General features: G+C 69.8%; 25 protein-coding genes. 23 read left to right on the top strand and 2 right to left on the bottom strand.

Going from position 1 to position 23,705, the window contains the following annotated elements; genetic code table 11:
* Window positions 1-3 precede the first annotated feature (3 nt).
* The 4 genes from AB0N80_RS01880 (at window position 4) to AB0N80_RS01865 (ending at window position 3,741) form a co-directional block, all read left to right on the top strand.
* A complete protein-coding gene (locus tag AB0N80_RS01880; protein ID WP_363577216.1) occupies window positions 4-1,134 on the top strand; it encodes a thiamine pyrophosphate-dependent enzyme in 1,131 nt (376 codons plus the stop codon).
* The gene (locus tag AB0N80_RS01875) at window positions 1,131-2,108 is read left to right on the top strand and encodes an alpha-ketoacid dehydrogenase subunit beta (protein ID WP_315994213.1); all 978 of its coding nucleotides are present in this window, start codon (window positions 1,131-1,133) and stop codon (window positions 2,106-2,108) included. Before AB0N80_RS01880 ends, AB0N80_RS01875 begins: the two co-directional genes overlap by 4 nt.
* Before the next feature lie 91 nt (window positions 2,109-2,199).
* Complete coding sequence (locus tag AB0N80_RS01870) at window positions 2,200-3,540, top strand: dihydrolipoamide acetyltransferase family protein (RefSeq protein WP_363577214.1); 1,341 nt, start codon at window positions 2,200-2,202, stop codon at window positions 3,538-3,540.
* A gap of 24 nt (window positions 3,541-3,564) precedes the next feature.
* Window positions 3,565-3,741, top strand: a complete 177-nt coding sequence (locus tag AB0N80_RS01865; protein ID WP_315994215.1) for a hypothetical protein — start codon at window positions 3,565-3,567, stop codon at window positions 3,739-3,741.
* Here the strand turns inward: AB0N80_RS01865 and AB0N80_RS01860 are convergent.
* Complete coding sequence (locus AB0N80_RS01860) at window positions 3,738-5,180, bottom strand: MFS transporter (RefSeq protein ID WP_363577212.1); 1,443 nt, start codon at window positions 5,178-5,180, stop codon at window positions 3,738-3,740. The two genes, AB0N80_RS01865 and AB0N80_RS01860, sit on opposite strands and share 4 nt — an antisense overlap.
* A 60-nt stretch (window positions 5,181-5,240) precedes the next feature.
* Entirely contained in the window at window positions 5,241-6,296 is a 1,056-nt protein-coding gene (locus tag AB0N80_RS01855) for a LacI family DNA-binding transcriptional regulator (RefSeq protein ID WP_363577210.1), read from the bottom strand.
* A 175-nt stretch (window positions 6,297-6,471) separates the two neighbouring features.
* On the opposite strand from AB0N80_RS01855, the gene AB0N80_RS01850 reads away from it, so the two are divergent.
* From AB0N80_RS01850 to rpsN, 19 genes are all read left to right on the top strand, one after another.
* Window positions 6,472-7,794, top strand: coding sequence for an extracellular solute-binding protein (locus AB0N80_RS01850; RefSeq protein WP_363577208.1), 1,323 nt, complete (start codon window positions 6,472-6,474; stop codon window positions 7,792-7,794).
* A 110-nt stretch (window positions 7,795-7,904) separates the two neighbouring features.
* Window positions 7,905-8,846: a sugar ABC transporter permease gene (locus tag AB0N80_RS01845; RefSeq protein WP_363577206.1), complete on the top strand. Its 942-nt coding sequence runs from the start codon at window positions 7,905-7,907 to the stop codon at window positions 8,844-8,846.
* Entirely contained in the window at window positions 8,843-9,682 is an 840-nt protein-coding gene (locus tag AB0N80_RS01840; RefSeq protein WP_363577204.1) for a carbohydrate ABC transporter permease, read from the top strand. Before AB0N80_RS01845 ends, AB0N80_RS01840 begins: the two co-directional genes overlap by 4 nt.
* Window positions 9,683-9,684: 2 nt before the next feature.
* Window positions 9,685-11,940 (top strand): family 78 glycoside hydrolase catalytic domain, encoded by a 2,256-nt coding sequence (locus tag AB0N80_RS01835; protein WP_363577202.1) that lies wholly within the window; start codon window positions 9,685-9,687, stop codon window positions 11,938-11,940.
* Window positions 11,941-12,106: 166 nt separating this feature from the next.
* The gene (locus AB0N80_RS01830) at window positions 12,107-13,009 is read left to right on the top strand and encodes a MetQ/NlpA family ABC transporter substrate-binding protein (protein ID WP_363577200.1); all 903 of its coding nucleotides are present in this window, start codon (window positions 12,107-12,109) and stop codon (window positions 13,007-13,009) included.
* On the top strand, window positions 13,006-14,031 hold the full coding sequence (locus AB0N80_RS01825) for a methionine ABC transporter ATP-binding protein (protein WP_363388611.1): 1,026 nt from the start codon (window positions 13,006-13,008) through the stop codon (window positions 14,029-14,031). The genes AB0N80_RS01830 and AB0N80_RS01825 overlap by 4 nt, the downstream gene beginning before the upstream one ends.
* The gene (locus AB0N80_RS01820) at window positions 14,028-14,687 is read left to right on the top strand and encodes a methionine ABC transporter permease (RefSeq protein ID WP_315994224.1); all 660 of its coding nucleotides are present in this window, start codon (window positions 14,028-14,030) and stop codon (window positions 14,685-14,687) included. The genes AB0N80_RS01825 and AB0N80_RS01820 overlap by 4 nt, the downstream gene beginning before the upstream one ends.
* Window positions 14,688-14,847: 160 nt before the next feature.
* Window positions 14,848-15,261, top strand: a complete 414-nt coding sequence (locus tag AB0N80_RS01815) for a hypothetical protein (protein ID WP_363577198.1) — start codon at window positions 14,848-14,850, stop codon at window positions 15,259-15,261.
* A gap of 285 nt (window positions 15,262-15,546) precedes the next feature.
* Window positions 15,547-16,548 carry a zinc ABC transporter substrate-binding protein gene (locus AB0N80_RS01810; RefSeq protein WP_315994226.1) on the top strand — a complete coding sequence of 334 codons (1,002 nt, stop codon included), beginning with the start codon at window positions 15,547-15,549 and terminating at the stop codon, window positions 16,546-16,548.
* Complete coding sequence (locus tag AB0N80_RS01805) at window positions 16,545-17,360, top strand: metal ABC transporter ATP-binding protein (protein ID WP_315994227.1); 816 nt, start codon at window positions 16,545-16,547, stop codon at window positions 17,358-17,360. Before AB0N80_RS01810 ends, AB0N80_RS01805 begins: the two co-directional genes overlap by 4 nt.
* Entirely contained in the window at window positions 17,357-18,217 is an 861-nt protein-coding gene (locus AB0N80_RS01800) for a metal ABC transporter permease (protein ID WP_363388624.1), read from the top strand. The genes AB0N80_RS01805 and AB0N80_RS01800 overlap by 4 nt, the downstream gene beginning before the upstream one ends.
* A 41-nt stretch (window positions 18,218-18,258) precedes the next feature.
* Window positions 18,259-18,672, top strand: a complete 414-nt coding sequence (locus AB0N80_RS01795) for a transcriptional repressor (protein WP_076673009.1) — start codon at window positions 18,259-18,261, stop codon at window positions 18,670-18,672.
* Window positions 18,653-19,702 carry a permease gene (locus AB0N80_RS01790; protein WP_315994229.1) on the top strand — a complete coding sequence of 350 codons (1,050 nt, stop codon included), beginning with the start codon at window positions 18,653-18,655 and terminating at the stop codon, window positions 19,700-19,702. Before AB0N80_RS01795 ends, AB0N80_RS01790 begins: the two co-directional genes overlap by 20 nt.
* Window positions 19,695-20,552, top strand: a complete 858-nt coding sequence (locus tag AB0N80_RS01785; RefSeq protein ID WP_315994230.1) for a DUF1980 domain-containing protein — start codon at window positions 19,695-19,697, stop codon at window positions 20,550-20,552. The genes AB0N80_RS01790 and AB0N80_RS01785 overlap by 8 nt, the downstream gene beginning before the upstream one ends.
* A complete protein-coding gene (locus AB0N80_RS01780) occupies window positions 20,542-21,966 on the top strand; it encodes a hypothetical protein (RefSeq protein ID WP_315994231.1) in 1,425 nt (474 codons plus the stop codon). The genes AB0N80_RS01785 and AB0N80_RS01780 overlap by 11 nt, the downstream gene beginning before the upstream one ends.
* On the top strand, window positions 21,966-22,643 hold the full coding sequence (locus tag AB0N80_RS01775; RefSeq protein ID WP_363389424.1) for a DNA-3-methyladenine glycosylase: 678 nt from the start codon (window positions 21,966-21,968) through the stop codon (window positions 22,641-22,643). Before AB0N80_RS01780 ends, AB0N80_RS01775 begins: the two co-directional genes overlap by 1 nt.
* A 310-nt stretch (window positions 22,644-22,953) precedes the next feature.
* On the top strand, window positions 22,954-23,190 hold the full coding sequence (gene rpmB / locus AB0N80_RS01770) for a 50S ribosomal protein L28 (protein ID WP_055832508.1): 237 nt from the start codon (window positions 22,954-22,956) through the stop codon (window positions 23,188-23,190).
* Window positions 23,190-23,360, top strand: coding sequence for a 50S ribosomal protein L33 (rpmG, locus tag AB0N80_RS01765; protein WP_013584775.1), 171 nt, complete (start codon window positions 23,190-23,192; stop codon window positions 23,358-23,360). The genes rpmB and rpmG overlap by 1 nt, the downstream gene beginning before the upstream one ends.
* Before the next feature lie 4 nt (window positions 23,361-23,364).
* Window positions 23,365-23,670: a 30S ribosomal protein S14 gene (gene rpsN, locus AB0N80_RS01760; RefSeq protein WP_022878196.1), complete on the top strand. Its 306-nt coding sequence runs from the start codon at window positions 23,365-23,367 to the stop codon at window positions 23,668-23,670.
* The last annotated feature ends 35 nt before the right edge of the window (window positions 23,671-23,705 follow it).

Raw genomic sequence — 23,705 nt, 5'->3', positions numbered from 1 at the left:
TGCATGACCCCGCTCGACGATCCCGCTCTCGTGCGCGTTCTGGCAGCCGACGGCACGCTGGCCCCCACGCCGGCCGCCGAGCGCTACCTGCCGCTCATCGACGCCCTCACCGACGCCGAGCTCGAGACCTTCTACCGCGACATGGTCTCGATCCGCGCATTCGACGTGCAGGCCACCAACCTGCAGCGCCAGGGCCAGCTCGCCCTCTGGCCGCCGTCCTTCGGGCAGGAGGCCGCCCAGGTCGGCTCCGCCCGTGCCGCCCGCGCGCAGGACCACATCTTCCCCTCGTACCGCGAGCACGTGGTCACCCGTATCCGCGGGGTCGACCCGATCGACATCATCCGGCTCATGCGCGGCCTCACCCACGGCGGGTGGGACCCGACCGACCCGAAGAACGGCAACACGCACATCTACACGCTCGTGCTCGGCGCGCAGACGCTGCACGCCACGGGCCTCGCCATGGGACTGGTGTTCGACGGCAAGAGCGGAACGGGCGACCCCGAGCGCGACGAGGCCGTCATCGTCTACTACGGCGACGGTGCCTCCAGCCAGGGCGACGTGCACGAGGCGATGGTCTTCGCCGCGAGCTTCCAGACCCCCGAGGTCTTCTTCCTGCAGAACAACCAGTGGGCGATCTCGGTCCCCGTCGCGACGCAGTCGCGCTCGCCGCTGTACAAGCGCGGCGAGGGATACGGCATCCCGAGCCTGCAGGTCGACGGCAACGACGTGCTCGCCAGCTACGCCGTGTCGAAGACCGCCCTCGACGAGGCGCGGGCAGGCTTCGGACCGCGCGCGATCGAGGCCATGACCTACCGCATGGGCGCGCACACGACCAGCGACGACCCCACGAAGTACCGCACCTCCGACGAAGAGAAGGCGTGGGCCGGGCGCGACCCGATCGCCCGCATGCGCGCGTACCTCGAGGGCCGCGGCGCCTCGCAGCAGTTCTTCGACGACGCGGATGCCGAGGGTGCCGCCCTCGCCGACGACGTGCGCGTGCGCACGAACGAGCTCGGCACCATCCCGCGGGTGCACATGTTCGAGAGCGTGTACTCCGAGGCGCACGCGTTGATCCAGGAGGAGCAGCGCTGGCTCGACGACTACGAGGCGTCGATGGAAGGGGGAGCGCAGTGACCGAGAACCTGCCCATCAGCCGGGCTCTGAACGCGGGCCTCCGCCGGGCCCTCGAGACGAACGACCGCGTCCTGCTCATGGGCGAGGACATCGGCCCGCTCGGCGGCGTCTTCCGCGTGACCGAGGGTCTGCAGAAGGACTTCGGCCCGCGCCGGGTCATCGACTCCCCGCTCGCGGAGTCGGGCATCGTCGGCACCGCGATCGGTCTCGCCATGGGCGGGTTCCGTCCGGTGCTCGAGATCCAGTTCGACGGCTTCGTCTTCCCCGCGTTCGACCAGATCACCTCGCAGCTGGCGAAGATCACGAACCGTCACGAGGGCGCGGTGCGCATGCCCGTCGTCATCCGCATCCCCTACGGCGGGCACATCGGCGCGGTGGAGCACCACCAGGAGAGCCCCGAGGCGTATTTCACGCACACCGCGGGTCTGCGGGTCGTCAGCCCCTCGAACGCGAACGACGCGTACTGGATGATCCAGCAGGCGATCGATTCGCCCGACCCCGTCGTTTTCCTCGAGCCGAAGGCCAAGTACTGGCAGAAGGGCGAGGTCGACCTCGAGGCCCCGGCGCTTCCGCTGCACGCGAGCCGCATCGTCCGCCGCGGCACCGACGTCACGCTCGTCGGCCATGGCGCGATGGTCACGACGCTGCTGCAGGCGGCCGCGCTCGCCGAGAGCGAGGGCACGAGCTGCGAGGTCATCGACCTGCGTTCGCTCTCGCCCGTCGACTACGGCCCGCTGCTCGACTCGGTGCGCCGCACCGGACGCCTGGTCTACGCGCAGGAGGCGCCGGGCTTCACGTCCCTCGGCTCCGAGATCGCCGCGACCGTCATGGAGAAGGCGTTCTTCGCGCTCGAGGCGCCCGTGCTGCGCGTGTCGGGCTTCGACGTGCCCTTCCCGCCCGCGAAGCTCGAAGGCACCTACCTGCCCGACGCCGACCGCATCCTCGAGGCCGTCGACCGGTCTCTCGCGTACTGATCCTCCCTCCGGCCGTCAGGCCCTCCCGCCGCCGGAACATTCCGTTGCGGCATCGCCGGTGGCAAGCTGGCTCCCGAGCAAAGGACACACCGTGACCGAGCAGACCTTCGTCCTTCCCGACGTCGGGGAAGGCCTCACCGAGGCCGAGATCGTGCAGTGGCGCGTCGCCCCGGGCGACACCGTCGCCGTCAATGACGTGATCGTCGAGATCGAGACGGCCAAGTCGCTCGTCGAGCTCCCGTCGCCGTACTCCGGCACGGTCGGCGAGCTGCTGGCATCCGAGGGTTCCACCGTCGAGGTCGGTGCGCCGATCATCACGATCGGGGCTGCGGATGCCGGCACTCCGGCGCCCGCGGCCCCCGCCACGGTTCCCGAGCCCAGCGACCCCGGCGGAGCGGTGCTCGTCGGCTACGGCACGGGCGGTGCGGTGTCGTCGCGTCGGCGCAAGCCCGCGGAGCGCCCCGTGAAGGCCTCCGTCGGTGTCGTCGCGAAGCCCCCGATCCGCAAGCTCGCGCGCGACCTCGGCGTCGACCTCTCGGCCGTGACCCCCAGCGGCCCCGCGGGCGAGGTCACCCGCGACGACGTCGTGAAGCACGCCGAGCAGGCGAGCGTGTTCCGCAACATCGAGACGCCCGCGTGGGGCGAGGTGCGCGAGGAGACGATCCCGGTCGCCGCCCCCGCGGCATCCGTCGCCGCCCCCGCGGCATCCGTCGCCGCTCCCGCGGCCGACGCGCGTGAAGAGTCGATCCCCGTCCGCGGCGTGCGCAAGGCCACCGCCAACGCGATGACCTCGAGCGCCTACTCGGCCCCGCACGTCTCGGTGTGGGTCGACGTCGACGCCTCGCGCACGATGGAGCTCGTCAAGCGCCTCAAGGCTTCGCCCGACTTCGCCGACGTCAAGATCTCGCCGCTGCTGATCATGGCTCGCGCGGTGATCTGGGCGCTGCGTCGCACGCCGATGATCAACGCCGCCTGGGTCGACACCGAAGACGGCGCGCAGATCCGCGTGCGCCACTACGTCAACCTCGGCATCGCCGCCGCGACCCCCCGTGGCCTGCTCGTTCCGAACATCAAAGACGCGCAGGCGATGAAGACGCGAGAGCTCGCCAAGGCGCTCGAGAACCTCACGCTCACCGCGCGCGAGGGCAAGACGAGCCCCGCTGATCAGACCGGCGGCACGTTCACGATCACCAACATCGGCGTCTTCGGAGTGGATGCCGGAACTCCGATCATCAACCCCGGTGAGGCCGGCATCATCGCCCTGGGCGCCATCCGGCAGAAGCCGTGGGTCGTCGACGGCGAGGTGCGCCCGCGCTGGGTGACCACGGTGTCGGGCTCGTTCGATCACCGCGTGGTCGACGGGGACGGGATCTCCCGGTTCATCGCGGATGTGGCATCCGTGCTGGAGGAGCCGGCGCTGCTGCTGGATTGATGCGGGCCGCGTAGCGTGGACTTCATGGAGCCTGACGCCGAGAGCCCGGAGGAACGGGCCCTGCGTGCGCTGCGCGCGATCGACGAGGGTGCCGACATCGGCGCCGAGGCCCTCGCCTTGTCGAACGAGTTCACCGACCGCCACACCGCGCGTCTGTCGGCGTGGCTTCGACGCAGGCGGCGCGCGTCCCGCGACGACTAATCGGGCAGCGATGACCGCTCGGCGCGCGGTGCCGGCCGCGTCGGGATGAGCAGCGCCAGCACGAGCGCGACCGCAGCCGCCCCGATGCCCAGCAGGAACGACACCTGGAACGCCTGCGCCGTCGGCACACGGGTCTCGCCGTCGCCGGTCGAGAGCGTCGCGAGCACCACGCCGACGATCGCGGCGGCCATGCTGGTTCCGAGGGAGCGCGCGAGGGCGTTCAGGCCGTTGGACGCCCCCGTCTCGGTCGGCGGCACGGCGCGCATGATGAGCATCGGCATGGCCGCGTACCCGAAGCCGATGCCGAAACCGATCAGGACGTTGGCGACGACGAAGTGCCACACCTCGGTCGAGAAGATCAGACTGAATCCGTACGCGAGGATGAGCGAGATCGACCCGGCGACGAGAAGCACCCGCGGCCCGATCGTGCGCGCGAGCGTGCCCGAGATGGGCGAGAGCACCATCATCACCAGCCCCGACGGCATGACGACCAGGCTCGCGGCCAGCAGCGACAGCCCGAGTCCCACTCCGGTCGCCACCGGCAGCTCGAGCATCTGCGGGTAGGCGACGTTCGAGGTGAACAGCGCGAAGCCCATGGCGATGGATGCCAGGTTCGTGAGCAGCACGGGGCGGCGCGCGGCGACCCGCAGGTCGAGCAGTGGGTTCTCGATGCGGAGCTCGAACCAGCCCCACAGCAGCAGCACGACGACTCCACCGATCGCGAGCGACAGCGTGAGCGGTGACGTCCAGCCCCACGTGTTCCCGCGGGAGACGGCCAGCAGCACGCCGATCAGGCCGACCGCCAGGCCCACCGCGCCGAGATAGTCGAAGCGTCCGGCGGTGCGCAGCACGCTGACCGGGACGATCCAGAGGATCAGCCCGAAGACCACCGCGCCGAGTGCTCCGGCGATCCAGAACAGCCAGTGCCAGTCGGTGTTCTCGGCGACCAGAGCGCTGATCGGCAGGCCCAGTGCGCCGCCGACCCCGAGGGTCGCGCTCATCAGCGCGATGGCGCTGTCGACGCGGTTCTCGTGCAGCACGTCGCGCATGATCGAGATGCCCAGAGGGACGACGCCGACGATGGCGCCCTGCAGAGCGCGACCGATGATCATGCCGATGATCCCGGTCGACAAGGCGGCAACGACCGAGCCGAGGATCATGACGACCAGCAGCACGAGCACGATGCGCCGCTTGCCGTACATGTCGCCGAGCCGGCCGGCGATGGGCGTGATCACGGCCGCCGCCAGCAGGGTCGAGGTCACGACCCAGGCGGTGTCGTCGCGGGAGGCGTTCAGCAGCTGCGGAAGCTGCGACTGGATCGGTACCACCAGGGTGAACATGAACGAGGAGCACAGCCCCGCCAGTGCCAGAACCAGGACGACGAGCCCCTGCGGGCTGTTCCGGGAGAGTCTTCTTCGCGCGTTCTCATCCCGTGACATCACCCTCCAGGCTAGCCGCCCGGGAGACAGCGCCGGGCCTCGGCGGGGGAGAGGGAGGCCTCAGAGCGTCCGATCGCTCCCCGCGGGACCGGATCCGCTGGTCGCCCGCACCCGCAGGGCCGGAGAGAACACGCGGCGCTGCGCGTCGTGACGACCCCCGATCCGTTCCAGCAGAAGCTGCGCCGCGGTGGCGCCCATCTCCTGACCGTGCTGGTCGACGGTGGAGAGCCCGATCAGCGGGTGGCTGGCGATCGGCACGTCGTCGTAGCCGACGACAGCGAACTCCGCGGCGCCCACTCCCCGTTCGGCGGAGACCTCGAGGGCCGCCAGCGCCAGCGAGTCGTGACCCGCGAACAGCGCCGTCGGCGGTGTCGCGCGGTCGAGGAGGTCGATCACCGTGTGCCGTGTGTCGTGATCGGACGAGTCGATACGGATGACGTCGGGCTCGAGCCCGCGCTCGCGCATCATGCTCTCGTAGACGCGCAGGCGCCGCGGGTGCGGGTCGGTGCGGGGTTCGACGAGGATCCGCTCGTCGTTCGTCACGTGCACGATCCGGGTGTGACCCGCATCGAAGAGGTGCTCCATCACCAGGCGCGCACCGGCATCGTCGTCGCCGACCACGACGTCGTAGTGCTGAGGATGGTCGTGCTGGCCGACCTGAACGAGCGGGACGCGCCGCGCGAGGCCCTCGAGCCAGGCTTGGGGGACGGCCGGAGCGACGGCGATGATGCCGTCGACCTGCCGGTCGTAGAGGCTCTCGAGCGCGGCCGTCCCGCTGACCGGGTCGGCCATCGGGGCGATGATCAATCGGTAGGCCGAGGCGTTGAGCTCCTGCACGATGCCGGTGAGGATGCGCGTGAAGAACTCGTTGTCGACCTGCGGGAGCTGCACGCCGATGGTCGCCGTCGACCCGCGCATCGCTCGCGCCGCCACGCGAGGGCGGTAGTCGAGTGCGGCGATGGAGGCCGTGACCCGCTCGCGCATCCGATCGCTCACGCCGTAGGCGTCGCGGATCACCTTCGACACGGCGGCCTTGGACACGCCGGCGTGCTGTGCGACGTCTTCGATCGTCGCGGCGCGGGTCGGCGGCCCCGCGGATGATGCGTTGTCCGGCATCGAGCTCCTTCGGTCGTTGCTCCCAATGTAGATCGGTTGACGAAATCCCGCTACTCGGTTTATTCTCGCTTCGTCGCCTGGTGTAGATCGGTTTACACTCAATCTCGCACCTGAGTCCCGAGGCGTCGCACCGGTCGGAGTCCCCAGCACCCGGCCCCTTACAAGGAGGTAAGCAGTGTCCTCATTCATCACCCCGCGCCGGGCGACGATCGTCGTCGCCGGTGTCGGCCTCACCGCCCTGGCCCTCGCCGGTTGCTCCGGTGGAGCGGGCGGCGGCTCCGCCGACGGCAAGGTCGAGATCACCTTCCTGACCACCAACGGCGACGACTCCATCGCCACCGGAAATGCGCTCATCTCCGCATTCGAGAAGGCCAACCCCGACATCACCGTCACCCTCAACACCCGCCCGGGCGGCACTGAGGGAGACAACCTCGTCAAGACCCAGCTGTCGACCGGCGAGATGGACGACGTCTTCTTCTACAACACGGGGTCGCTCTTCCAGGCGCTGAACCCCGACCAGACGCTCGTCGACCTCGCGGACGAGTCGTGGGTCTCCGAGGTCACCGACAACTTCAAGACCGTCGTCTCCACCGACAGCGGCACCTACGGCGCGCCCCTGGGAACGTCGATGGCGGGCGGCATCGCCTACAACACGAAGGTCTTCTCCGACCTCGGTATCAGCGTGCCGACCGACTGGTCATCGCTGGTCGCCGCCGCCGAGAAGATCAAGGCCGCGGGGATCACACCGATCGAGCAGACCTACGGCGACACCTGGACCTCGCAGCTCTTCCTCCTCGCCGACTTCGGCAACGTCCTCACGCAGGACCGGAAGTGGGCCGAGGACTTCACCGCCAACCGAGCGAAGTTCGCGCAGGAGCCCGCTCTGGCCGGTTTCACCCACCTCCAGGACGCTTTCGACAAGGGTTTCTTCAACGCCGACTTCGCCACCGCGACCGCCGCCGAGGGCTCGGCCGCCCTGGCCACGGGCAAGGCCGCGATGTACCCGATGCTCTCGAGCGCTGTTCTCAGCAACATCAAGCAATCCACCCCCGACGCAGTCGACGACATCGGCTTCTTCGCCATGCCGGCCGACAAGGCAGCGAACACCACGCTGACAGTCTGGGAGCCCAACGCGGTCTACATCCCGAAGTCGACGGACGGGGCCAAGCTTGACGCCGCGAAGAAGTTCGTCTCCTTCGTCAATTCGTCGGAGGGCTGCGACGTCCAGAACGCCAACTTCGTCGCGGGCGGTCCGTTCTCGATCAGCTCCTGCTCTGTGCCGTCGGACGCCGCGCCCCTGGTCGCGGAGATCCAGAAGTACGTCGACGAGGGCAAGAGCGCTCCCGCCCTCGAGTTCCTCTCTCCCGTCAAGGGGCCGAACCTCGAGAACATCGCCATCAGCGTCGGCTCCGGCATCTCTAGCGCGCAGGACGGCGCCGCCGCCTACGACGACGACGTGAAGAAGCAGGCCCAGCAACTCGGCCTCGCCGGCTGGTGAGAACGCGCTGAGTCCAGCGCCCCCGTGCGGTCGGTCCCCCTTTCCCGCCGCACATCGCGGGGCCGGAGACCCCCTCTCCGGCCCCGCTCTTCCCCCACGAAGGAGTGACGATGGCCCAGACGTTCGCCAATGTGGTGCCGCCCAAGGTGCGGAACCGGCGCGGAGGCGTTCCCCCCGCGACACGGGCGGGTCGTAAAGCGCGCAGCATGTACCCGTCGTGGTTCTACATTCCCGCGGCCGCCCTGTACGTGGTGCTGTTCGCCGTACCGACCTTCGCCTCGTTCTACTTCAGCCTCACCCGATGGTCGCTCTTCGACGTCCAGTTCATCGGGCTCGACAACTTCGTCCAGTTCTTCTCCGACCCGCAGCTCTCGCAGGCATTCCTGCACACGCTGATCTACGCCGTCGTCACGAGCGGCCTGAAGGTGGTCCTCGGACTCGCGCTCGCCGTGCTGCTGACCTCGGAGATCATCGGCCGTGGTTACCTGCGGGCCGTCACGTTCTTCCCCGTGCTCGTCTCGACCATCGGGGTGGGCCTGACCTTCAAGGTGCTGCTGGATCCGTTCGACGGCCTCGTCAACGGTGCCCTGTCGGTGTTCGGCATCCAGGGTCCGGGGTGGCTGACGGATCCGAATCTCGCGTTGATCAGCGTGGCGCTGGTCGACGTGTGGAAGGGGCTCGGGATCGCCACGCTCATCTACATCGCCGGGATCGTCGCGATCCCGCAGGAGTACTTCGAGGCCGCCCGTGTCGATGGAGCGAGTGCGTGGAAGGTGTTCCGCAACATCACCTTCCCGCTGTCGTGGCCGGCGACCGGGACGGTCGTGATCCTGTCGCTCATCGGTGGTCTGCGCTCGTTCGATCTGATCTGGGCGATGACGAAGGGCGGCCCGGGCTTCAGCTCGGACGTCATCGCGTCCGTGATCTACAAGCAGTACCAAGCCGGCTTCTACGGCTTGTCGACCGCGGGCAACGTCGTCCTCTTCATCGTCGTGACGGCGGTCATGATCCCCATCTCGATGTTCATCAACAAAAGGAGCGTGGACGCATGACCCGCCTCGCCGTGCGGCGGTGGACCGTCGGCACGATCGCCATCGTCGTGTCGGTCGTCGTCTTCCTCGTGCCCTTCGCCTTCATCCTGGTCACCGCGGCCAAGACCGCGCCCGAGGCGTCGATGCTCGCCTTCAGCTGGCCCACCGAGTGGAAGCTGTGGGAGAACATCGCCGCGGTCCTCGCCGATCGCAACGGCATCCTGATCCGCGCCTTCGCCAACAGCATCGTGCTCACGGTGGCGAGCGTGGTGGTCATGGTCGTGCTGGCGGCGATGGTCGGCTACGTGCTGCAGCGCAAGAAGTCGCGCTGGAACGGCGTGATCAACTTCTTCGTGCTCGCGGGGCTGATCGTCCCTCCCGCGGTCGTGCCCACCATCTGGGTTCTTCAGGGTCTCGGGCTGTTCAAGACCCTCGGCGGTCTCATCCTCATCGAGGCGACGTTCGGCCTGTCGTTCTGCATCCTGCTGTTCCGGGCCTTCGTCTCCACGATCCCCCGCGAGCTCGACGAGGCCGCCCTCATCGACGGCGCGGGGCCGATCCGACTGTTCTTCCAGGTGGTGCTGCCGCTGCTCAAACCGGTGATCGTCACGGTCATCGTCGTGCAGTCGGTCGCTGTCTTCAACGACTTCGCCAACCCGCTGTACTTCCTCCCGGGAGACGCCAACGCGACCGTGCAGCTGACCCTCTACGCCTATGCCTCGAGCTCGACCAGTGCCGGGCAGTTCAACCTGCTGTTCGCCGACATCCTCCTCATCACCATCCCGCCCCTCGTCATGTACGTCTTCTTCAACCGCCAGATCGTGGCGGGCATGACCAGCGGGGCGATCAAGGGCTGACCATGTTCCCCACTGCTCTCCTCATCTCCCCGGCAGCGCCCGTGGGCGGCGGCGCTCCGACTCTCATCGGCCGCTTCGTCCTCGACCCCGATCACGGTGAGCCGGTGCGCGCCACCCTGCGGTACTCGGCGCTCGGTGTCGTCGAGGCGGCCATCAACGGCATCCGTGTCTCCGACGAGCTCCTGACCCCCGGATGGTCGAGTTACGAGTGGCGCGTGCGGGTCGCGGAGACCGACGTCACCGATCTCGTCGCCGCCGAGTCGACGCTGGAGCTCACCCTCGGCAACGGCTGGTACCGCGGGAGCCTGACCTGGATGGGAGCGACCGGTGTCTACGGTGACCGCCTCGCCGCGATCGCCGAGATCGAGCTCGTCTTCGCCGACGGGCGCACGCAGGTCTGGGCGACCGACGACTCGTGGTCGGTCCGGGCTTCCGACACGGTGTCCGACGACCTGTACCACGGGCAGACCATCGACGCCCGTCGTCGCGGAGCCGCCTCGCCCGAGGCGCCGGTCGAGGTGATCGACGTCCCCTCCGGGCGGTTCGAACCCTATGTCGGACCCCCCGTCGTCCCCGTGGAGACGCTCCCGGTCCGCGACGCGTGGCTTTCGCCCACGGGTCGGCTGATCGTCGACTTCGGTGAGAACCTCGTCGGCTGGGTCCGCGCCGAGGTCACCGGCGAGTCCGGCGGCGTGGTGACGCTGCGGCACGCCGAGGTTCTCGAGAAGGACGAGATCGGCATCCGTCCCCTGCGTTCGGCCCGCGCAACGGATCGATTCATCCTCTCCGGGGGCACCGACGTCTTCGAGCCCCGCTTCACGTTCCACGGCTTCCGCTACGTGGAGGTCGACGGGTGGCCCGGAGGGGTGGATGCCGTACGCCGGGGTGGACTCGAAGCGGTGCGCATCAGCTCGCGCCTGCGGCGCACCGGCACGTTCTCGAGCTCCGACCCCCTGCTGAACCAGCTGCACGAGAACGTCGTCAACAGCACGCGGGGCAATTTCGTCGACCTGCCCACCGATTGCCCGCAGCGTGACGAGCGGCTCGGGTGGACCGGTGACATCGCGGTCTTCGCACCCACCAGCGCTTATCTCTTCGACGTCGGCGATTTCCTGCGCGACTGGCTGCGCGACGTGTCCGTCGAGCAGCAGCACCAAGGCGGGGTCGTGCCGTACGTCGTGCCCGATGTGCTCAAGTACGTGGGCGTGCCGGAGGACATCACCCCCGTCGACTCGACGGCGGTGTGGAGCGACGCGATCGTCTGGGTGCCGTGGGCCGTGTGGATGGCATCCGGTGATGTCCGCGTGCTCTCCGAGAACGTCGAGGGGATGCTGGCGCACCTCCGCCATGTGTCGTCGCTCGTGTCGGAGACCGGTCTGTGGGACCGCGGGTTCCAGTTCGGCGACTGGCTCGACCCCGACGCGCCCCCGGAGGACCCCGCTGCGGCCAAGGCCGACCGGGGGCTGGTGGCCACCGCGTGCCTGTACCGGTCCGCGGATCTCGCCGTCCGCGTCGTGGAGGCTCTCGGCCGGTGGGACGTGCGCTGCGAGCTCGAGCACCTCCGCGACGCGACGCGGCGCGCCTTCCGCGAGGCGTACGTCGCCCGCGACGAGCAGCGGCTGCGAAATCACTGCGAGACGTCGTACGCGCTCGCCATCGTGTTCGGACTGCTCGACGACGAGGAGCTCTCATGGGCGGGCGACCGCCTCGCGGAGCTCGTCGAGGCGGCGGGCCACCGCATCTCGACAGGGTTCGCCGGCACGCCGTACATCCTCGACGCGTTGAGCAGCACCGGTCATCTCGAGACCGCGGGGCGACTGCTCCTGCAGCGCGAGTGCCCGTCGTGGCTCTACCCCGTGACCATGGGCGCGACCACCGTGTGGGAGCGCTGGGACTCGATGCTGCCCGACGGCACGATCAACCCCGGCGAGATGACGTCATTCAACCACTACGCCCTGGGCGCGGTGGCCGATTGGATGCATCGCGAGCTGGCGGGACTCGCGCCGCTGGAGCCCGGATATTCCCGCGTGCGCGTCGCGCCGCAGCCGATCGACGGCATCGACGACGCGTCGACGTCGTACGACAGCAGGCACGGCACGATCGCGGTCGCCTGGCGCCGCGAGGGCGGCGTCGTGCATCTCGAGGTGACGGTGCCCGAGGGTGTGGTCGCCGAGGTGTGGCTCGGTGAAGTCGACACCGAAGTCGGAGCCGGCGTGCACCGGTTCTCCGCAGAGTTCGCACCGACCGTCGCGGTGTGATCACCGTGGCAGGTCGTCCGTGACGGCGGTCGGCCTGCCACGCCCCGACGGCGAGGGGATGCCGCCGAGGGCGCGATCCGTCGAATCGATGACGCCGTATGACGACCGGTTACGGGCCGTAACGGTCCGGTTTGAGCCTCGCGCGGGGGCATGTTGACGTGGTGTCATGACTTCGCACCGCACCCCGCGCCTGGCCACGATCCTCGGCGCCTCCACCGCAGCCCTCCTCCTCGCCCTCACCGGGTGCGCCGGGGGAGCGGCATCCTCCGACGACTCCTCCCGCATCGTGCTGGGCGCCGACGACGGCAACGAGGCGCACTGGACGGTGCTGAAGCAGAAGCTCGCAGGCGAAGGCATCGACCTCGAGGTGCGCACGATCAACGACGGCGTGCAGCTCAACCAGGGCGTGCAGGACGGCGAGCTCGACGTGAACCTCTTCCAGCACCTCATCTACCTCTCACAGTTCAACGTCGAGAACAACGGCTCGCTCGTGCCGGTCGGCGCCACCGCGGTGTACCCGCTCGCTCTGTACTCGGAGCAGTACACCGACGTGAAAGACCTGCCCGAGGGCGCCAAGGTCGCGATCCCGAACAACCCGACGAACCTCGCTCGCGGTCTGCTCAACCTGCAGACGGCGGGGCTGCTCACGCTGAAGGACGGCGGGACGGCCCTCTCGACCCCGGCCGACATCGTCACCTCCAAGGTCGAACTGCTGCCCGTCGACACGAACCAGACCGTCACCGCGCTCAAGGACGGCAGCGCGCAGGCCGCGATCGTCAACAACACGCAGGCGCAGAAGGGCGGGCTCGGCGACGAGCTCATCATCTTCAAGGAAGACCTGAACAACCCGCAGCTCGCGCCCTACATCAACGCCTTCGTCACCCGCGACGACAAGAAGGACGACCCGCGCTGGGAGAAGCTCGTCGCCGCGTACCACTCGCCCGAGGTCGAGGCGGCGGTCACCGAGCTGAACCAGGGCAACCTGCAGTTCCAGACCGAGTGGACGGGCGCGCAGCTGCAGGACGAGCTCACCAGCCTCGAAGACGCCCTCAAGGCACAGAAGGGATGACCTCGGTCATCGAGCTGCGGGGCGTCACGAAGAGTTTCCGCACCGATCGCCGCTCCTCCACGAACGCCGTCGACGACGTCACGGTGAGCGTGGAGGAGGGGTCGATCGTCGGGGTCATCGGATACTCCGGCGCGGGCAAGTCGACGCTCGTGCGTCTGCTGAACGGTCTCGAGAAGCCCACCTCGGGCACCGTCGAGGTGCTGGGCGTGAACGTCGGGGATGCCACCGAGGCGAAGCTGCGCGACCTGCGGCGCCGCGTGGGCATGATCTTCCAGCAGTTCAACCTCTTCACCTCGCGCACGGTCGCGGCGAATGTCGCCTACCCGCTCAAGGTCGCCGGCTGGAAGAAGGCCGACCGCGACGAGCGCGTGGCCGAGCTGCTCGACTTCGTGGGCATCGGCGACAAGGCGAAGCAGTACCCGCGACGCCTGTCGGGCGGGCAGAAGCAGCGCGTGGGCATCGCGCGCGCGATCGCGACGAACCCGCAGATCCTGCTCGCCGACGAGGCCACGAGCGCCCTTGACCCGCAGACCACGGCCGAGGTGCTCGATCTGTTGCGCGAGATCAACCGGCGCCTGGGCATCACGATCGTCGTCATCACGCATCAGATCTCGATCGTCCACGAGTTGTGCGACCAGGTGATCGTGATGGACGGCGGCCGCGTCGTCGACAGCGGCGACACCTACCGCGTCTTCGCGCACCCCCGCGCCGACCTGACCAAGCGCTTCGTCGCCGCGGTGACGCAGGGCGTGCCAAGCGGAGAGGCCCTGTCCGCGCTCGCCGCGGGAGGCGGCGCGCTCGTGAGCGTCGAGGTCAACGAGTTCTCGAGCGAGGACGTCTCGGCCGTGTTCCACCGCCACGGCGCGCGTCATTCCGTCGTCTACGGCGGGGTCACCGACGTGCTCGGCAAGCAGCTCGGCACCCTCACCTATCGCGTGCACGCCGAGGATCTCGCACCCGTCGTCGCCGAGCTGCGCGCGCACACCGACGTCGTCCTTCCCGCGGCGGAGGTATCCGCATGAACAAGTGGGACACCCTCACCCCGGTGCTGCTGCAGTCGATCGGCGAGACCGTCTACATGGTCGCGGTGTCGCTGCTCATCGCGGGCGTCGCGGGACTCGTCATCGGCGCGCTCCTGTACGCCACGCGGCCGGGCAACCTGTTCGAGAACCGCGTCGTCTTCTTCGTCGCCAACCTCGTGATCAACCTCATCCGTCCGATCCCGTTCATCATCTTCCTCACCGCGGTGGCTCCGGTCACGCGCGCGGTGACGGGCACGACCCTGGGGACGGATGCCGCGATCGTCCCGATCACGATCATGGCGACCGTCGTGATCGCCCGCGTCGTCGAGCAGAACCTCGTCGCGGTCGATCCCGGAACCGTCGAGGCGGCGCGCGCCGTGGGTGCGCGCCGGATCGGCGTCCTGTTCGGGGTCGTCATCCCCGAGGCGCTCGCCCCGCTCATCCTCGGGTACACCTTCATGTTCATCGCGGTCGTCGACATGTCGGCCATGGCGGGGTACATCGGCGGCGGCGGCCTCGGCAACTTCGCGATCATCTACGGCTATCAGCAGTTCAACCAGCAGGCGACCTGGGTGACCGTGGCGATCATCGTCGTGATCGTGCAGGCCGGCCAGCTGCTCGGCAACACCCTGGCCCAGCGCATCCTGCGGCGCTGACGCGGGCGCCAGCGAAGCCCCGACAGCCCCTCACCCTGTCGAGTGTCCAGAAAACGCCGGTGGTACGCCCCGTGCGCGGCATGTCTCGGACACTCAACAGGGGGGAGCGGCCGCGGCGGGTGGTGAGCATGGCGAACCCGGGCACGCCTACCCTCGACAGATGAGCCTGACCCGCACCCTCGCCCGCTGGCTGCTCGGTGCGGCACTCGTGTTCGCCGGCACCGCGCACCTCACGTTCGCGCGCGACGAGTTCGTCGCCCAGGTGCCGTCCTGGCTGCCGCTCCCGGTCGACGTCACGGTCGTGGCATCCGGGATCGTCGAGATCGCGCTCGGACTCGCCCTCGCGATCCTCCGCCGTCGGCGCGTCGCCGTCGGCTGGACCGTGGCCGCCTTCTTCGTCGCGATCTTCCCGGGCAACATCGAGCAGTTCGTCCGCGGTACCGATGCCTTCGGCCTCGACACCGACCTGGCCCGCGGCATCCGACTGCTCTTCCAGCCCCTGCTGGTGATCTGGGCTCTGTGGTCGACCGGGGGGTGGCGGGCCTGGCGGGAGCGCAGGACCCGCGGCCGCTGAGGCGCTTGGGCCGGCCCGGTGCGCGTCGGCCCCGCGGCGCCTCGGCCGGCAGCACCTCGGCCCGCAGCGCTTCGGTCTGCACCTCGGCCCGCAGGTCCGAGACCGCGGTGGGCGCCGCGTCGCCGATCGCGGCGGGTGAGGCGACGTGGCTGCGGTTCTCGGTGGAAGCCGAGCGGGCCCTCCTCGAGCACCGCCGCCGTGGTCTCGCCGACGCGGTTCCTGAAAAGCCGCTATGGCCTGGCCCCTGAGTTTGAGAACGATTATCAGCAGCGATACGGTGTCTTCATGACCCGTCGTCTTCTCGCCCCCGTCGTCCTCGGCGCGGCGTCCGTGCTCGCCCTCGCCGGTTGCGCCGGCACCTCGACCTCGACCGGCTCGACCGCCGACTCCGGCGGCAAGGTCACCGTCGTGGCATCCACCGACGTCTACGGCTCGATCGCCGAGGCCGTCGGCGGCGACTTCGTCGACGTGCAGTCGATTATCACCTCGTCGTCGCAGGACCCCCACGAGTACGAGGCGAGTGCGCAAGACCAGCTCACGCTGAAGAACGCGGGGCTCGTGATCGAGAACGGTGCGGGCTACGACGCCTTCATGGAGTCGCTCATCGAGGCCAGCGGCACCTCGGCTCCCGTGCTCACGGCGGTCGAGTACAACCACGACTACCCCGGCGCCGAGGGGCACGACGACAGCGCGACCCCGGCGCCGAGCGAGAGCGCCGACGACCACGCGCACGATGAGGGCGACGGCCACGACCACATCGAGGGCTTCAACGAGCACGTCTGGTACGACCCGCACACGATCGAAGACCTCACCGCGGCCATCGCGGAAGAGCTCGGTACGCTCGCGCCCGACCACGTCGCCGACTTCACCGCCAACGCCCAGGCGTTCACCCAGCAGATCGCCGGGCTCGAGGACTCCCTCTCCCAGATCGAGGCGAAGGATGCCGGGGCGAAGGTGTTCGTGACCGAGCCGGTGCCGGTCTACCTCATCGAGGCGGCGGGGCTCGACAACGCGACCCCGAACGAGTTCAGCGAGTCGGTCGAGGAGGGCCAGGACGTCCCCCCGGCGACGCTCCTGGAATCGCTGCAGCTGATCGATTCGGGTGAGGTCCGCGTGATGATCGTCAACCCGCAGACCGGCGGCGCCGAGACGACGCAGGTCGAGGACGAGGCGAAGGCGAAGAACATCCCGGTGATCGAATTCACGGAAACGCTCCCGGAGGGTCAGACTTACATCTCGTGGATGCAGAGCAACATCACGGCGCTGAGCGACGCGCTGGGCGCGTGAGCGCAGCGGCCCCGCTGCGCATCCACGGCGCCGCCCTCGAGAGGGGCGGACGCGAGCTCTGGGCCGGGCTCGATCTCGAGGTCGAGCCCGGCGAGCTCGTCGCCGTCCTCGGGCCCAGCGGCTCGGGCAAGACCACCCTGCTTCGCGCGATCCTCGGACTCGAGCGGCTGAGCGCCGGCTCGATCGAGGCGCTGGGCGCGCCGGTGCGCCGCGCCGGCAACCGTCGCATCGGCTACATCCCCCAGCAGCGGCCGCTCCCGCGCGAGACGCCGCTGCGCGGGCGCGACATCGTGGGTCTCGGCGTCGACGGACACCGGCTCGGCCTGCCGCTGTCGCGCAAGAAGGACCGCGCCCGCGTCGACGAGCTGCTCGAGGCCGTCGGGGCGACCGCGTTCGCCGACCGCCCGGTCGGGCTGCTCTCCGGCGGTGAGCAGCAACGGCTGCGCGTGGGCCAGGCCCTCGCCGACGACCCCGCCCTGCTGCTGTGCGATGAGCCGCTCACGAGTCTCGACCTCGCCAACCAGCAGGCCGTCGTCCGCCTCATCGACCGTCACCGACGCGAGCGCGACGCCGCCGTGCTCCTGGTCACCCACGACATCAATCCGGTGCTGTCGAGGGTCGACCGCATCCTCTACATCGCCCACGGTCGCTTCACGCTCGGCACCCCCGACGAGGTGCTCACGACCGAGACGCTGAGCGCGCTCTACGGCGCCCCGGTCTACGTGGTGCGGGCGGGCGACCAGCTCATCGTCGTCGGAGCTCCGGATGCCGACGACTCCCACCACCATCACCACGACGAGGACGACGCATGAACTGGTCCGACGTCGGCGACGCCCTGTTCGGCGGGGTGAGCCAGTACGGCGCGATCCTCGAGCTCGTGCAGAACTCCGTCTACGCCGGTGCCGTCCTGGGCCTCGTGGGCGGACTCATCGGCGTCTTCGTGATGCAGCGCGACATGGCCTTCGCCGTGCACGGCATCAGCGAGCTCTCCTTCGCCGGCGCCGCGGTGGCGCTGCTGATCGGCGTCGACGTCGTGTCGGGGTCGATCGTCGGCTCCCTGATCGCGGCTGCGCTCATCGGCCTGCTCGGGGCCCGCGCGCGCGACCGCAACTCGATCATCGGCGTGCTCATGCCGTTCGGCCTGGGCGTCGGCATCCTGTGCCTGTCGCTCTACAACGGGCGCAGCGCGACGCGGTTCAGCCTGCTGACCGGCCAGATCGTGTCGGTGCAGAGCGGACAGCTCGGGTGGCTGGTCGTCATCGGCGTCGCGGTGCTGGTCGCGCTGCTGCTGATCTGGCGCCCGCTGCGCTTCGACTCGCTCGACCCGCAATCGGCCGCCGCCCGTGGCGTCCCCACGACCGCCGTGTCGCTGGGATTCATGCTGCTGCTCGGGTTGATCGTCGCCGTCGCGGTGCACATCATCGGCGCCCTGCTCGTGATGGCGCTGCTGGTCACCCCCGCCGCGGCCGCCATGCGGGTGGCGTCCGGGCCCCTGTCGGTGCCGGTGCTCGCGGCGCTGTTCGGATTCGTCTCGGCGGTGGGCGGGGTGCTGCTCGCGGTCGCGGGCACGTTGCCGGTGAGCCCGTACATCACCACGATCTCGTTCGCGATCTACCTCGTGTGCCGCGTGATCGGCGCGCGCCGCGATCGCACGACCCGTGCGCTGTAGCACCCAGCCGATTCACCGAACCCCTCGCTAGACTCGCCGGCATGGTCCAGCGCAACACGTGGCAGCGCGAGCGCGTGCGCGAAGCCCTCTCCGGAGCCGGCGGCTTCGTCAGCGCGCAGTCGCTGCACGCGACCCTGCGCGACGAGAACACCGGCATCGGACTGGCCACCGTCTACCGCACCCTCGCCGGCCTCGCCGCCCGGGGCGATGCGGACTCGCTGCAGAGTCCCGACGGCGAGAACCTGTTCCGCGCGTGCGAGACCCGCGGTCACCACCATCACCTCATCTGCCGATCGTGCGGCAAGGCCGTCGAGATCGCGGCGACCGACGTCGAGGAGTGGGCCCAGCGCACGGCCGCCCAGCACGGCTTCAGCGAGGCCGAGCACGTCGTCGACATCTTCGGCATCTGCACCGACTGCGCCCGCGCCCGGGCTCGTGAGCGTGGCGACGAGTAGTCGCACCGCGCCGTCGACCCGTCGGCGCTCCGCCGCCCCCCGCTCGGGCGGTTCCCGCACCCTCGTCGCGCTCGGCCTGGGTGTCGTCGTGGTCACCGCGCTGTTCCTCGTCGACGCGCTCGCGCCCACCTTCTTCTCGCAGCCCCTGCCCACCCGCGCGCAGGACGGCCTGACCCTCGCGCTGAGCGTGCTCATCGAGTCGCTGCCGTTCGTCATCCTGGGCGTGGTGCTCTCGATCATCGTCCAGGTCTGGGTGCCGCCGGGGGCGATCGAGAGATGGATGCCACGCGCGCCGTGGGCGCGCCGGGCGGTGCTGTCGCTGCTGGGCATGTTCATCCCCGTGTGCGAGTGCGGCAACGTGCCCTTCGCCCGCGGACTGCTCATGCGCGGCTTCGGGGTGAGTGACACCCTCACCTTCCTCGTGGCGGCGCCGATCGTGAACCCGATCGTGATCATCTCCACGCACGCCGCGTTCGGCTTCAGCGACGGCATCCTCGTCGCGCGCCTCATCGGCGGATACCTCGTCGCCAACCTCATCGGGTGGCTGTACAGCCGGCATCCGGATCCCGACAAGCTGCTCACGGAGCGGTTCCTCGAAACGTGCGAGATCGTCGTGCAGGAGCGCGGCGATCGCGGACGTCGCACGCTCGCCCAGTTCGTCGTCGAGCTGCGGTCGGTCATGCCGGCGCTCATCATCGGGTCGCTCCTCGCCGGGGCGGTGCAGGTGCTCGTGCCGCGGAGCGCGCTGCTGGCCATCGGCTCCGACCCCGCCCTGTCGATCGCCGCGATGATGGTGCTCGCCCTCGTCGTGTCGCTGTGCTCGAACGTCGACGCGTTCTTCGCGCTCTCGTTCGCCTCGACGTTCACCCCGGGGTCGATCGTGGCCTTCCTCGTGGTCGGCCCGATCATCGACCTGAAGATGATGGCGCTGCTGCGCACGACCTTCACGACCCGCGTCCTGGCGGGGATGACGGTGGTCGTCGTGCTCTTCGCCTTCGCGCTCGGAACGGTGGTGAACCTCCTTGTCTAGAACCGGCGCTCTCGCGACCCGCTGGCTCGGCGTGGGCCTGACCGCGTGCCTGTCGGTCACCACCATCACGCTCTGGGTCACCGGCCGCATGTCGCTGTACATCAATCCGGACTCGGCCTGGTTCGCCGTCGGGATGTCGATCGTGGCCCTCGTCGGCGCGATCGCCTCGTTCGCGCTGCCGCTCGGCGCCGAAGCCGACCACGGCCACGACCACGAGCACGGGCACGCGCCGGCGGCCGCCTCCGCGCGCCGCGAGGCCTTCGCGCACGCCGACCACGAGCACAGCGACGCCCTGGACGATCACGACCACGCCGCGCACGACCACCTCGCCGCGCGCCCCCGCCTGACCCCGAGCGGGATCGCCGCGTTCACGGGAGGCGTCCTCGCCTCGGGCGCGGTGATCGCCGTGCTGCTGACCCCGGCCGCGTCTCTGTCGGCCGAGCTCGCCGTCTCGCGCGACGTGGGGGCCCCTCCGCTGTTCGCCGGTTCCGACGTCGTGACCCTCGCCGCCTCGGGCGACACGTCGAAATTCGGCATCGGCGACTGGTCGGCGGTCTTCGCACACGCGACGAACCCGGAGACCTTCGACGGAAAGCCGGTCACCCTCACCGGCTTCATCACCCCGGGCGGCGACGGCGCCACCTTCGACCTCACGCGCCTGGTCATCACGCACTGCGTGATCGACGCGCAGACCGCCCGCCTGCCGATCGCCGCGGCGGTCGACGCGCCCTCGACCGGGCAGTGGGTCACGGTCACGGGCACCGTCCGCTCGAGCGGCGACGGCACGCTCGAGGTGCACGCCGACGAGGTCGCCGCGATCGACGAGCCGGCGGACCCGTATGAGTACTGACGCCCGGCGGGCGGGGGAGTCCCGACGTTCGCGTGCCCGCACGCGCCGGGGCCGCAGGTTCGCGGTCGCCTTCGCGGCGGTGCTGGTGGGCCTGGTCGTGGTCGGCGGGGTGGGCGGGATCTTCGCCGTGGCGCAGGGGCCGCGCGTCACCGACGTGCAGGTGGACCCGGCCGCTGCGGTGGCTGCCTCGGGGTCGCGCGTCATCCTCACCACGACCCAGTCGCTCGAGACGGTCGACCCCTCGCAGGTCGAGGTCGAGCCGGCGACGCCCTTCACCGTCGACACCTCGGGGCGCAGCGTGGGTGTGCGCTTCACGCTCCCGTTGCGCGACGACACCGATTACCGCATCACCGTCAACGGGGTGAACGGACTGGGAGCCGGGCCCGCGTCGACCCTCACCGAGACCTTCCGCACGCCGCCGCTGCAGGCCTACCTGATGCAGCGCGGCACTCCCGAGGGCGACACGATCTTCCGCACCGACCTGGAGGGCGAGGCCGGGCTCCCCGTCTTCGTCCACCCGCACATCGAGGACTTCCGCGCCACCGCCAACCATCTCGTGATCTCGGTGCGCGACGGTGACACCGCCCGGGTGATCGTGACCGATCCCGACGGGAAGAACGAGCGCGACATCGCCCTGCCGGGGCCGGGCTTCGTCACGAACCTGCAGTCGGCCGACCGGGGCGAGCGCATCGGCTTCACCTTCTCGGATGCCGACTTGAGTGCGGCGGGAGGACGCGAGAGCCGCCTGTTCACGGCGTCGGCCGCCGAGGACTCCCCGCCCACCGAGGTGGGGCTGAACGGCGGCGACGTGCGCATCGCCGACTACCGGTTCGTTCCCGACACCGACAGCATGCTCGTGCTCACCTTCGACTCGCGCCTCCTGCTCACCGACGCCCAGGGTGGGAACGCGGCCCCTCTCGGCAGCGCCGTGTCGATCGACGGCATCGCGCGCGGATCGTCGGTGGCGGTCGTCGAGCGGCTCGAGGGCATCCGCGAGATCAACCTCACCGACGGCTCCGAGCAGGGGCTCGTCGACCCCGTCGACCCGCCGGGTCTCGCGGGTCGGGCCACCCCCGTGCCGGGTGCCGGCGCGGGGACCATCCGCTCCTTCGCCGACATCAGCTCCGACGGCGTCTCGCGCTCGACCATCGTGGCGCACGTCGACACCGACGGCGCCGTGCGGCAGCTGCTGGACGTGCCGGGCACCGACACCGTGCTGCAGACCTGCGTCTCGCCGAGCGGGCGCTATGCCGCCGTGCTCATCGCCCCCCGGGCGGTCGACAACCCCTTCGACCGCTACCAGCTGCCGCTCCCGCAGCGTCTTCTCACGCACCTCGTCGAGGTCGACACCGGCCAGGAGGTCGTGGCCCTGCAGGGCTTCGACTTGTCGTGGTGCCAGGTCCCGCCGCAGTGATGCGTGCGGCGACCCGCGCCGATCTCACCGCCCTGCCGGCCGAGGTCGCTCCGCGGCTGCTCGACGCACGGCTGGAGACCGTCGTCGCGGGGGAGCGGGTCGTCGTGCGTCTCACCGAGGTCGAGGCTTATCACGGACGGGGAACGGGCGACCGTCCCGATCCGGGGTCCCACGCGCGGATGGGGCCCACGCCGCGCAACGCCACCATGTGGGGAGAGCCCGGTCATCTCTACGTCTACCTCAGTCACGGCATCCATTCCTGCGTCAACGTGGTGTGCGGGCCCGACGGTGTGGCCGGTGGAGTGCTGCTGCGCGGCGGCGAGATCGTCGAGGGTGCGGACATCGCCGAGCGGCGCCGTCTCGAACGTCGGGGCGCGGTGCGCACGCCCCGCGACCTCGCGCGGGGTCCCGGTCGTCTCGGCGACGCCGTGGGGCTCCGGCATCCCCTCCACGACGGCATCGACGCGGTCACGGGGCAGGAGCGCGCCGGGGCGCGGGCGCGCCTGTACCTGCCCGAGACGCCGCCGGTGGCCGTGGCGACCGGACCGCGCGTGGGCGTGGCCGGCATCGCCGGTACCGCCGCGTTCCCCTGGCGCTTCTGGATCGAGGGGGATGCCACCGTCTCGGCCTTCCGCTGGGGACGGGGAGCCGCCGAGGCCGCCGCCGGAGGGGGCTGAGAGAGCCGGCGCCCTGTCGGGTCCCTTCGGCGGGCTCAGGGACCTGGGTGGGGCGGGCATGGGTCCGGTCGCTGAGACGGGCTCAGGGACCCGGTGAGGTGGCTGAGCCTGTCGAGCCACGGCCCGCTTCGATGACCGGATCAGGTCAAGGCGACACGCCGTGCTAGACTGACCCCTTGTCTGCGCGCACTCCAGCACGCAGTTCGCATCCCTCCTTCTGATCCCGGCCTTCCGTCGTGTTCAGACGGGGTGCAGACAAGGGATCTTGGGTGGCACCGTCCGGTGTCACGGTACAGAAGGAGACATCACCATGGCAGCAGTGTGCCAGGTGACTGGAGCGGTTCCCGGCTTCGGTCACAACATCTCGCACTCGCACCGCCGGACGAAGCGCCGCTTCGACCCGAACGTGCAGAAGAAGACCTACTTCGTTCCGTCGCTGGGTCGCAACATCAAGCTCAACGTTTCGGCGAAGGGCATCAAGGTCATCGACGCTCGCGGCATCGAGTCCGTCGTCCGTGACCTGCAGGCGAAGGGCGTGAAGCTGTAATGGCGAAGAAGGCTCAGGACGTTCGTCCGATCATCAAGCTGCGTTCGACCGCCGGCACGGGGTACACCTACGTGACGCGCAAGAACCGCCGCAACAACCCCGACCGCATCGTGCTCAAGAAGTACGACCCCGTGGTCCGCAAGCACGTCGACTTCCGAGAGGAGCGCTAAGCACATGGCTAAGAAGAGCAAGATCGCGCGCAACGAGCAGCGCAAGGTCGTCGTCGAGCGCTACGCCGCGAAGCGCGCCGAGCTGAAGAAGACCCTGGTCGACCCCAACGCGACCGACGAGGCCCGCGAGGCCGCCCGCGTGGGTCTGCAGAAGCTGCCCCGCAACGCGTCGCCCGCGCGCGTGCGCAGCCGCGACGTCATCGACGGCCGCCCCCGCGGTGTCCTCACGAAGTTCGGCGTCTCGCGCGTCCGCTTCCGTGACATGGCGCACCGTGGCGAGCTGCCCGGCGTGACCAAGTCGTCCTGGTAAGCACCAGACACACGAACGAAGGGCGGGGTTCCGAG

This window comes from Microbacterium sp. NPDC089188, assembly GCF_040685155.1.
Taxonomy (GTDB): Bacteria; Actinomycetota; Actinomycetes; order Actinomycetales; family Microbacteriaceae; genus Microbacterium; species Microbacterium galbum.
The sequence above is the reverse complement of the archived record's forward strand: the minus strand, read 5'-3'. Positions and strand labels throughout refer to the sequence as shown.

Bases quoted from the DNA above. Each gene is read 5' to 3' on its own strand.
- AB0N80_RS01820 (WP_315994224.1), top strand. From the start codon at position 14,028: ATGAACAAGTGGGACACCCTCACCCCGGTGCTGCTGCAGTCGATCGGC.
- rpmB (WP_055832508.1), top strand. From the start codon at position 22,954: ATGGCAGCAGTGTGCCAGGTGACTGGAGCGGTTCCCGGCTTCGGTCAC.
- AB0N80_RS01840 (WP_363577204.1), top strand. From the start codon at position 8,843: ATGACCCGCCTCGCCGTGCGGCGGTGGACCGTCGGCACGATCGCCATC.
- AB0N80_RS01810 (WP_315994226.1), top strand. From the start codon at position 15,547: ATGACCCGTCGTCTTCTCGCCCCCGTCGTCCTCGGCGCGGCGTCCGTG.
- AB0N80_RS01865 (WP_315994215.1), top strand. From the start codon at position 3,565: ATGGAGCCTGACGCCGAGAGCCCGGAGGAACGGGCCCTGCGTGCGCTG.
- AB0N80_RS01855 (WP_363577210.1), bottom strand. From the start codon at position 6,296: ATGCCGGACAACGCATCATCCGCGGGGCCGCCGACCCGCGCCGCGACG.
- AB0N80_RS01845 (WP_363577206.1), top strand. From the start codon at position 7,905: ATGGCCCAGACGTTCGCCAATGTGGTGCCGCCCAAGGTGCGGAACCGG.
- AB0N80_RS01835 (WP_363577202.1), top strand. From the start codon at position 9,685: ATGTTCCCCACTGCTCTCCTCATCTCCCCGGCAGCGCCCGTGGGCGGC.
- AB0N80_RS01795 (WP_076673009.1), top strand. From the start codon at position 18,259: ATGGTCCAGCGCAACACGTGGCAGCGCGAGCGCGTGCGCGAAGCCCTC.
- AB0N80_RS01780 (WP_315994231.1), top strand. From the start codon at position 20,542: ATGAGTACTGACGCCCGGCGGGCGGGGGAGTCCCGACGTTCGCGTGCC.
- rpmG (WP_013584775.1), top strand. From the start codon at position 23,190: ATGGCGAAGAAGGCTCAGGACGTTCGTCCGATCATCAAGCTGCGTTCG.
- AB0N80_RS01775 (WP_363389424.1), top strand. From the start codon at position 21,966: ATGCGTGCGGCGACCCGCGCCGATCTCACCGCCCTGCCGGCCGAGGTC.
- AB0N80_RS01830 (WP_363577200.1), top strand. From the start codon at position 12,107: ATGACTTCGCACCGCACCCCGCGCCTGGCCACGATCCTCGGCGCCTCC.
- AB0N80_RS01800 (WP_363388624.1), top strand. From the start codon at position 17,357: ATGAACTGGTCCGACGTCGGCGACGCCCTGTTCGGCGGGGTGAGCCAG.
- AB0N80_RS01880 (WP_363577216.1), top strand. From the start codon at position 4: ATGACCCCGCTCGACGATCCCGCTCTCGTGCGCGTTCTGGCAGCCGAC.
- AB0N80_RS01825 (WP_363388611.1), top strand. From the start codon at position 13,006: ATGACCTCGGTCATCGAGCTGCGGGGCGTCACGAAGAGTTTCCGCACC.
- rpsN (WP_022878196.1), top strand. From the start codon at position 23,365: ATGGCTAAGAAGAGCAAGATCGCGCGCAACGAGCAGCGCAAGGTCGTC.
- AB0N80_RS01815 (WP_363577198.1), top strand. From the start codon at position 14,848: ATGAGCCTGACCCGCACCCTCGCCCGCTGGCTGCTCGGTGCGGCACTC.
- AB0N80_RS01860 (WP_363577212.1), bottom strand. From the start codon at position 5,180: ATGTCACGGGATGAGAACGCGCGAAGAAGACTCTCCCGGAACAGCCCG.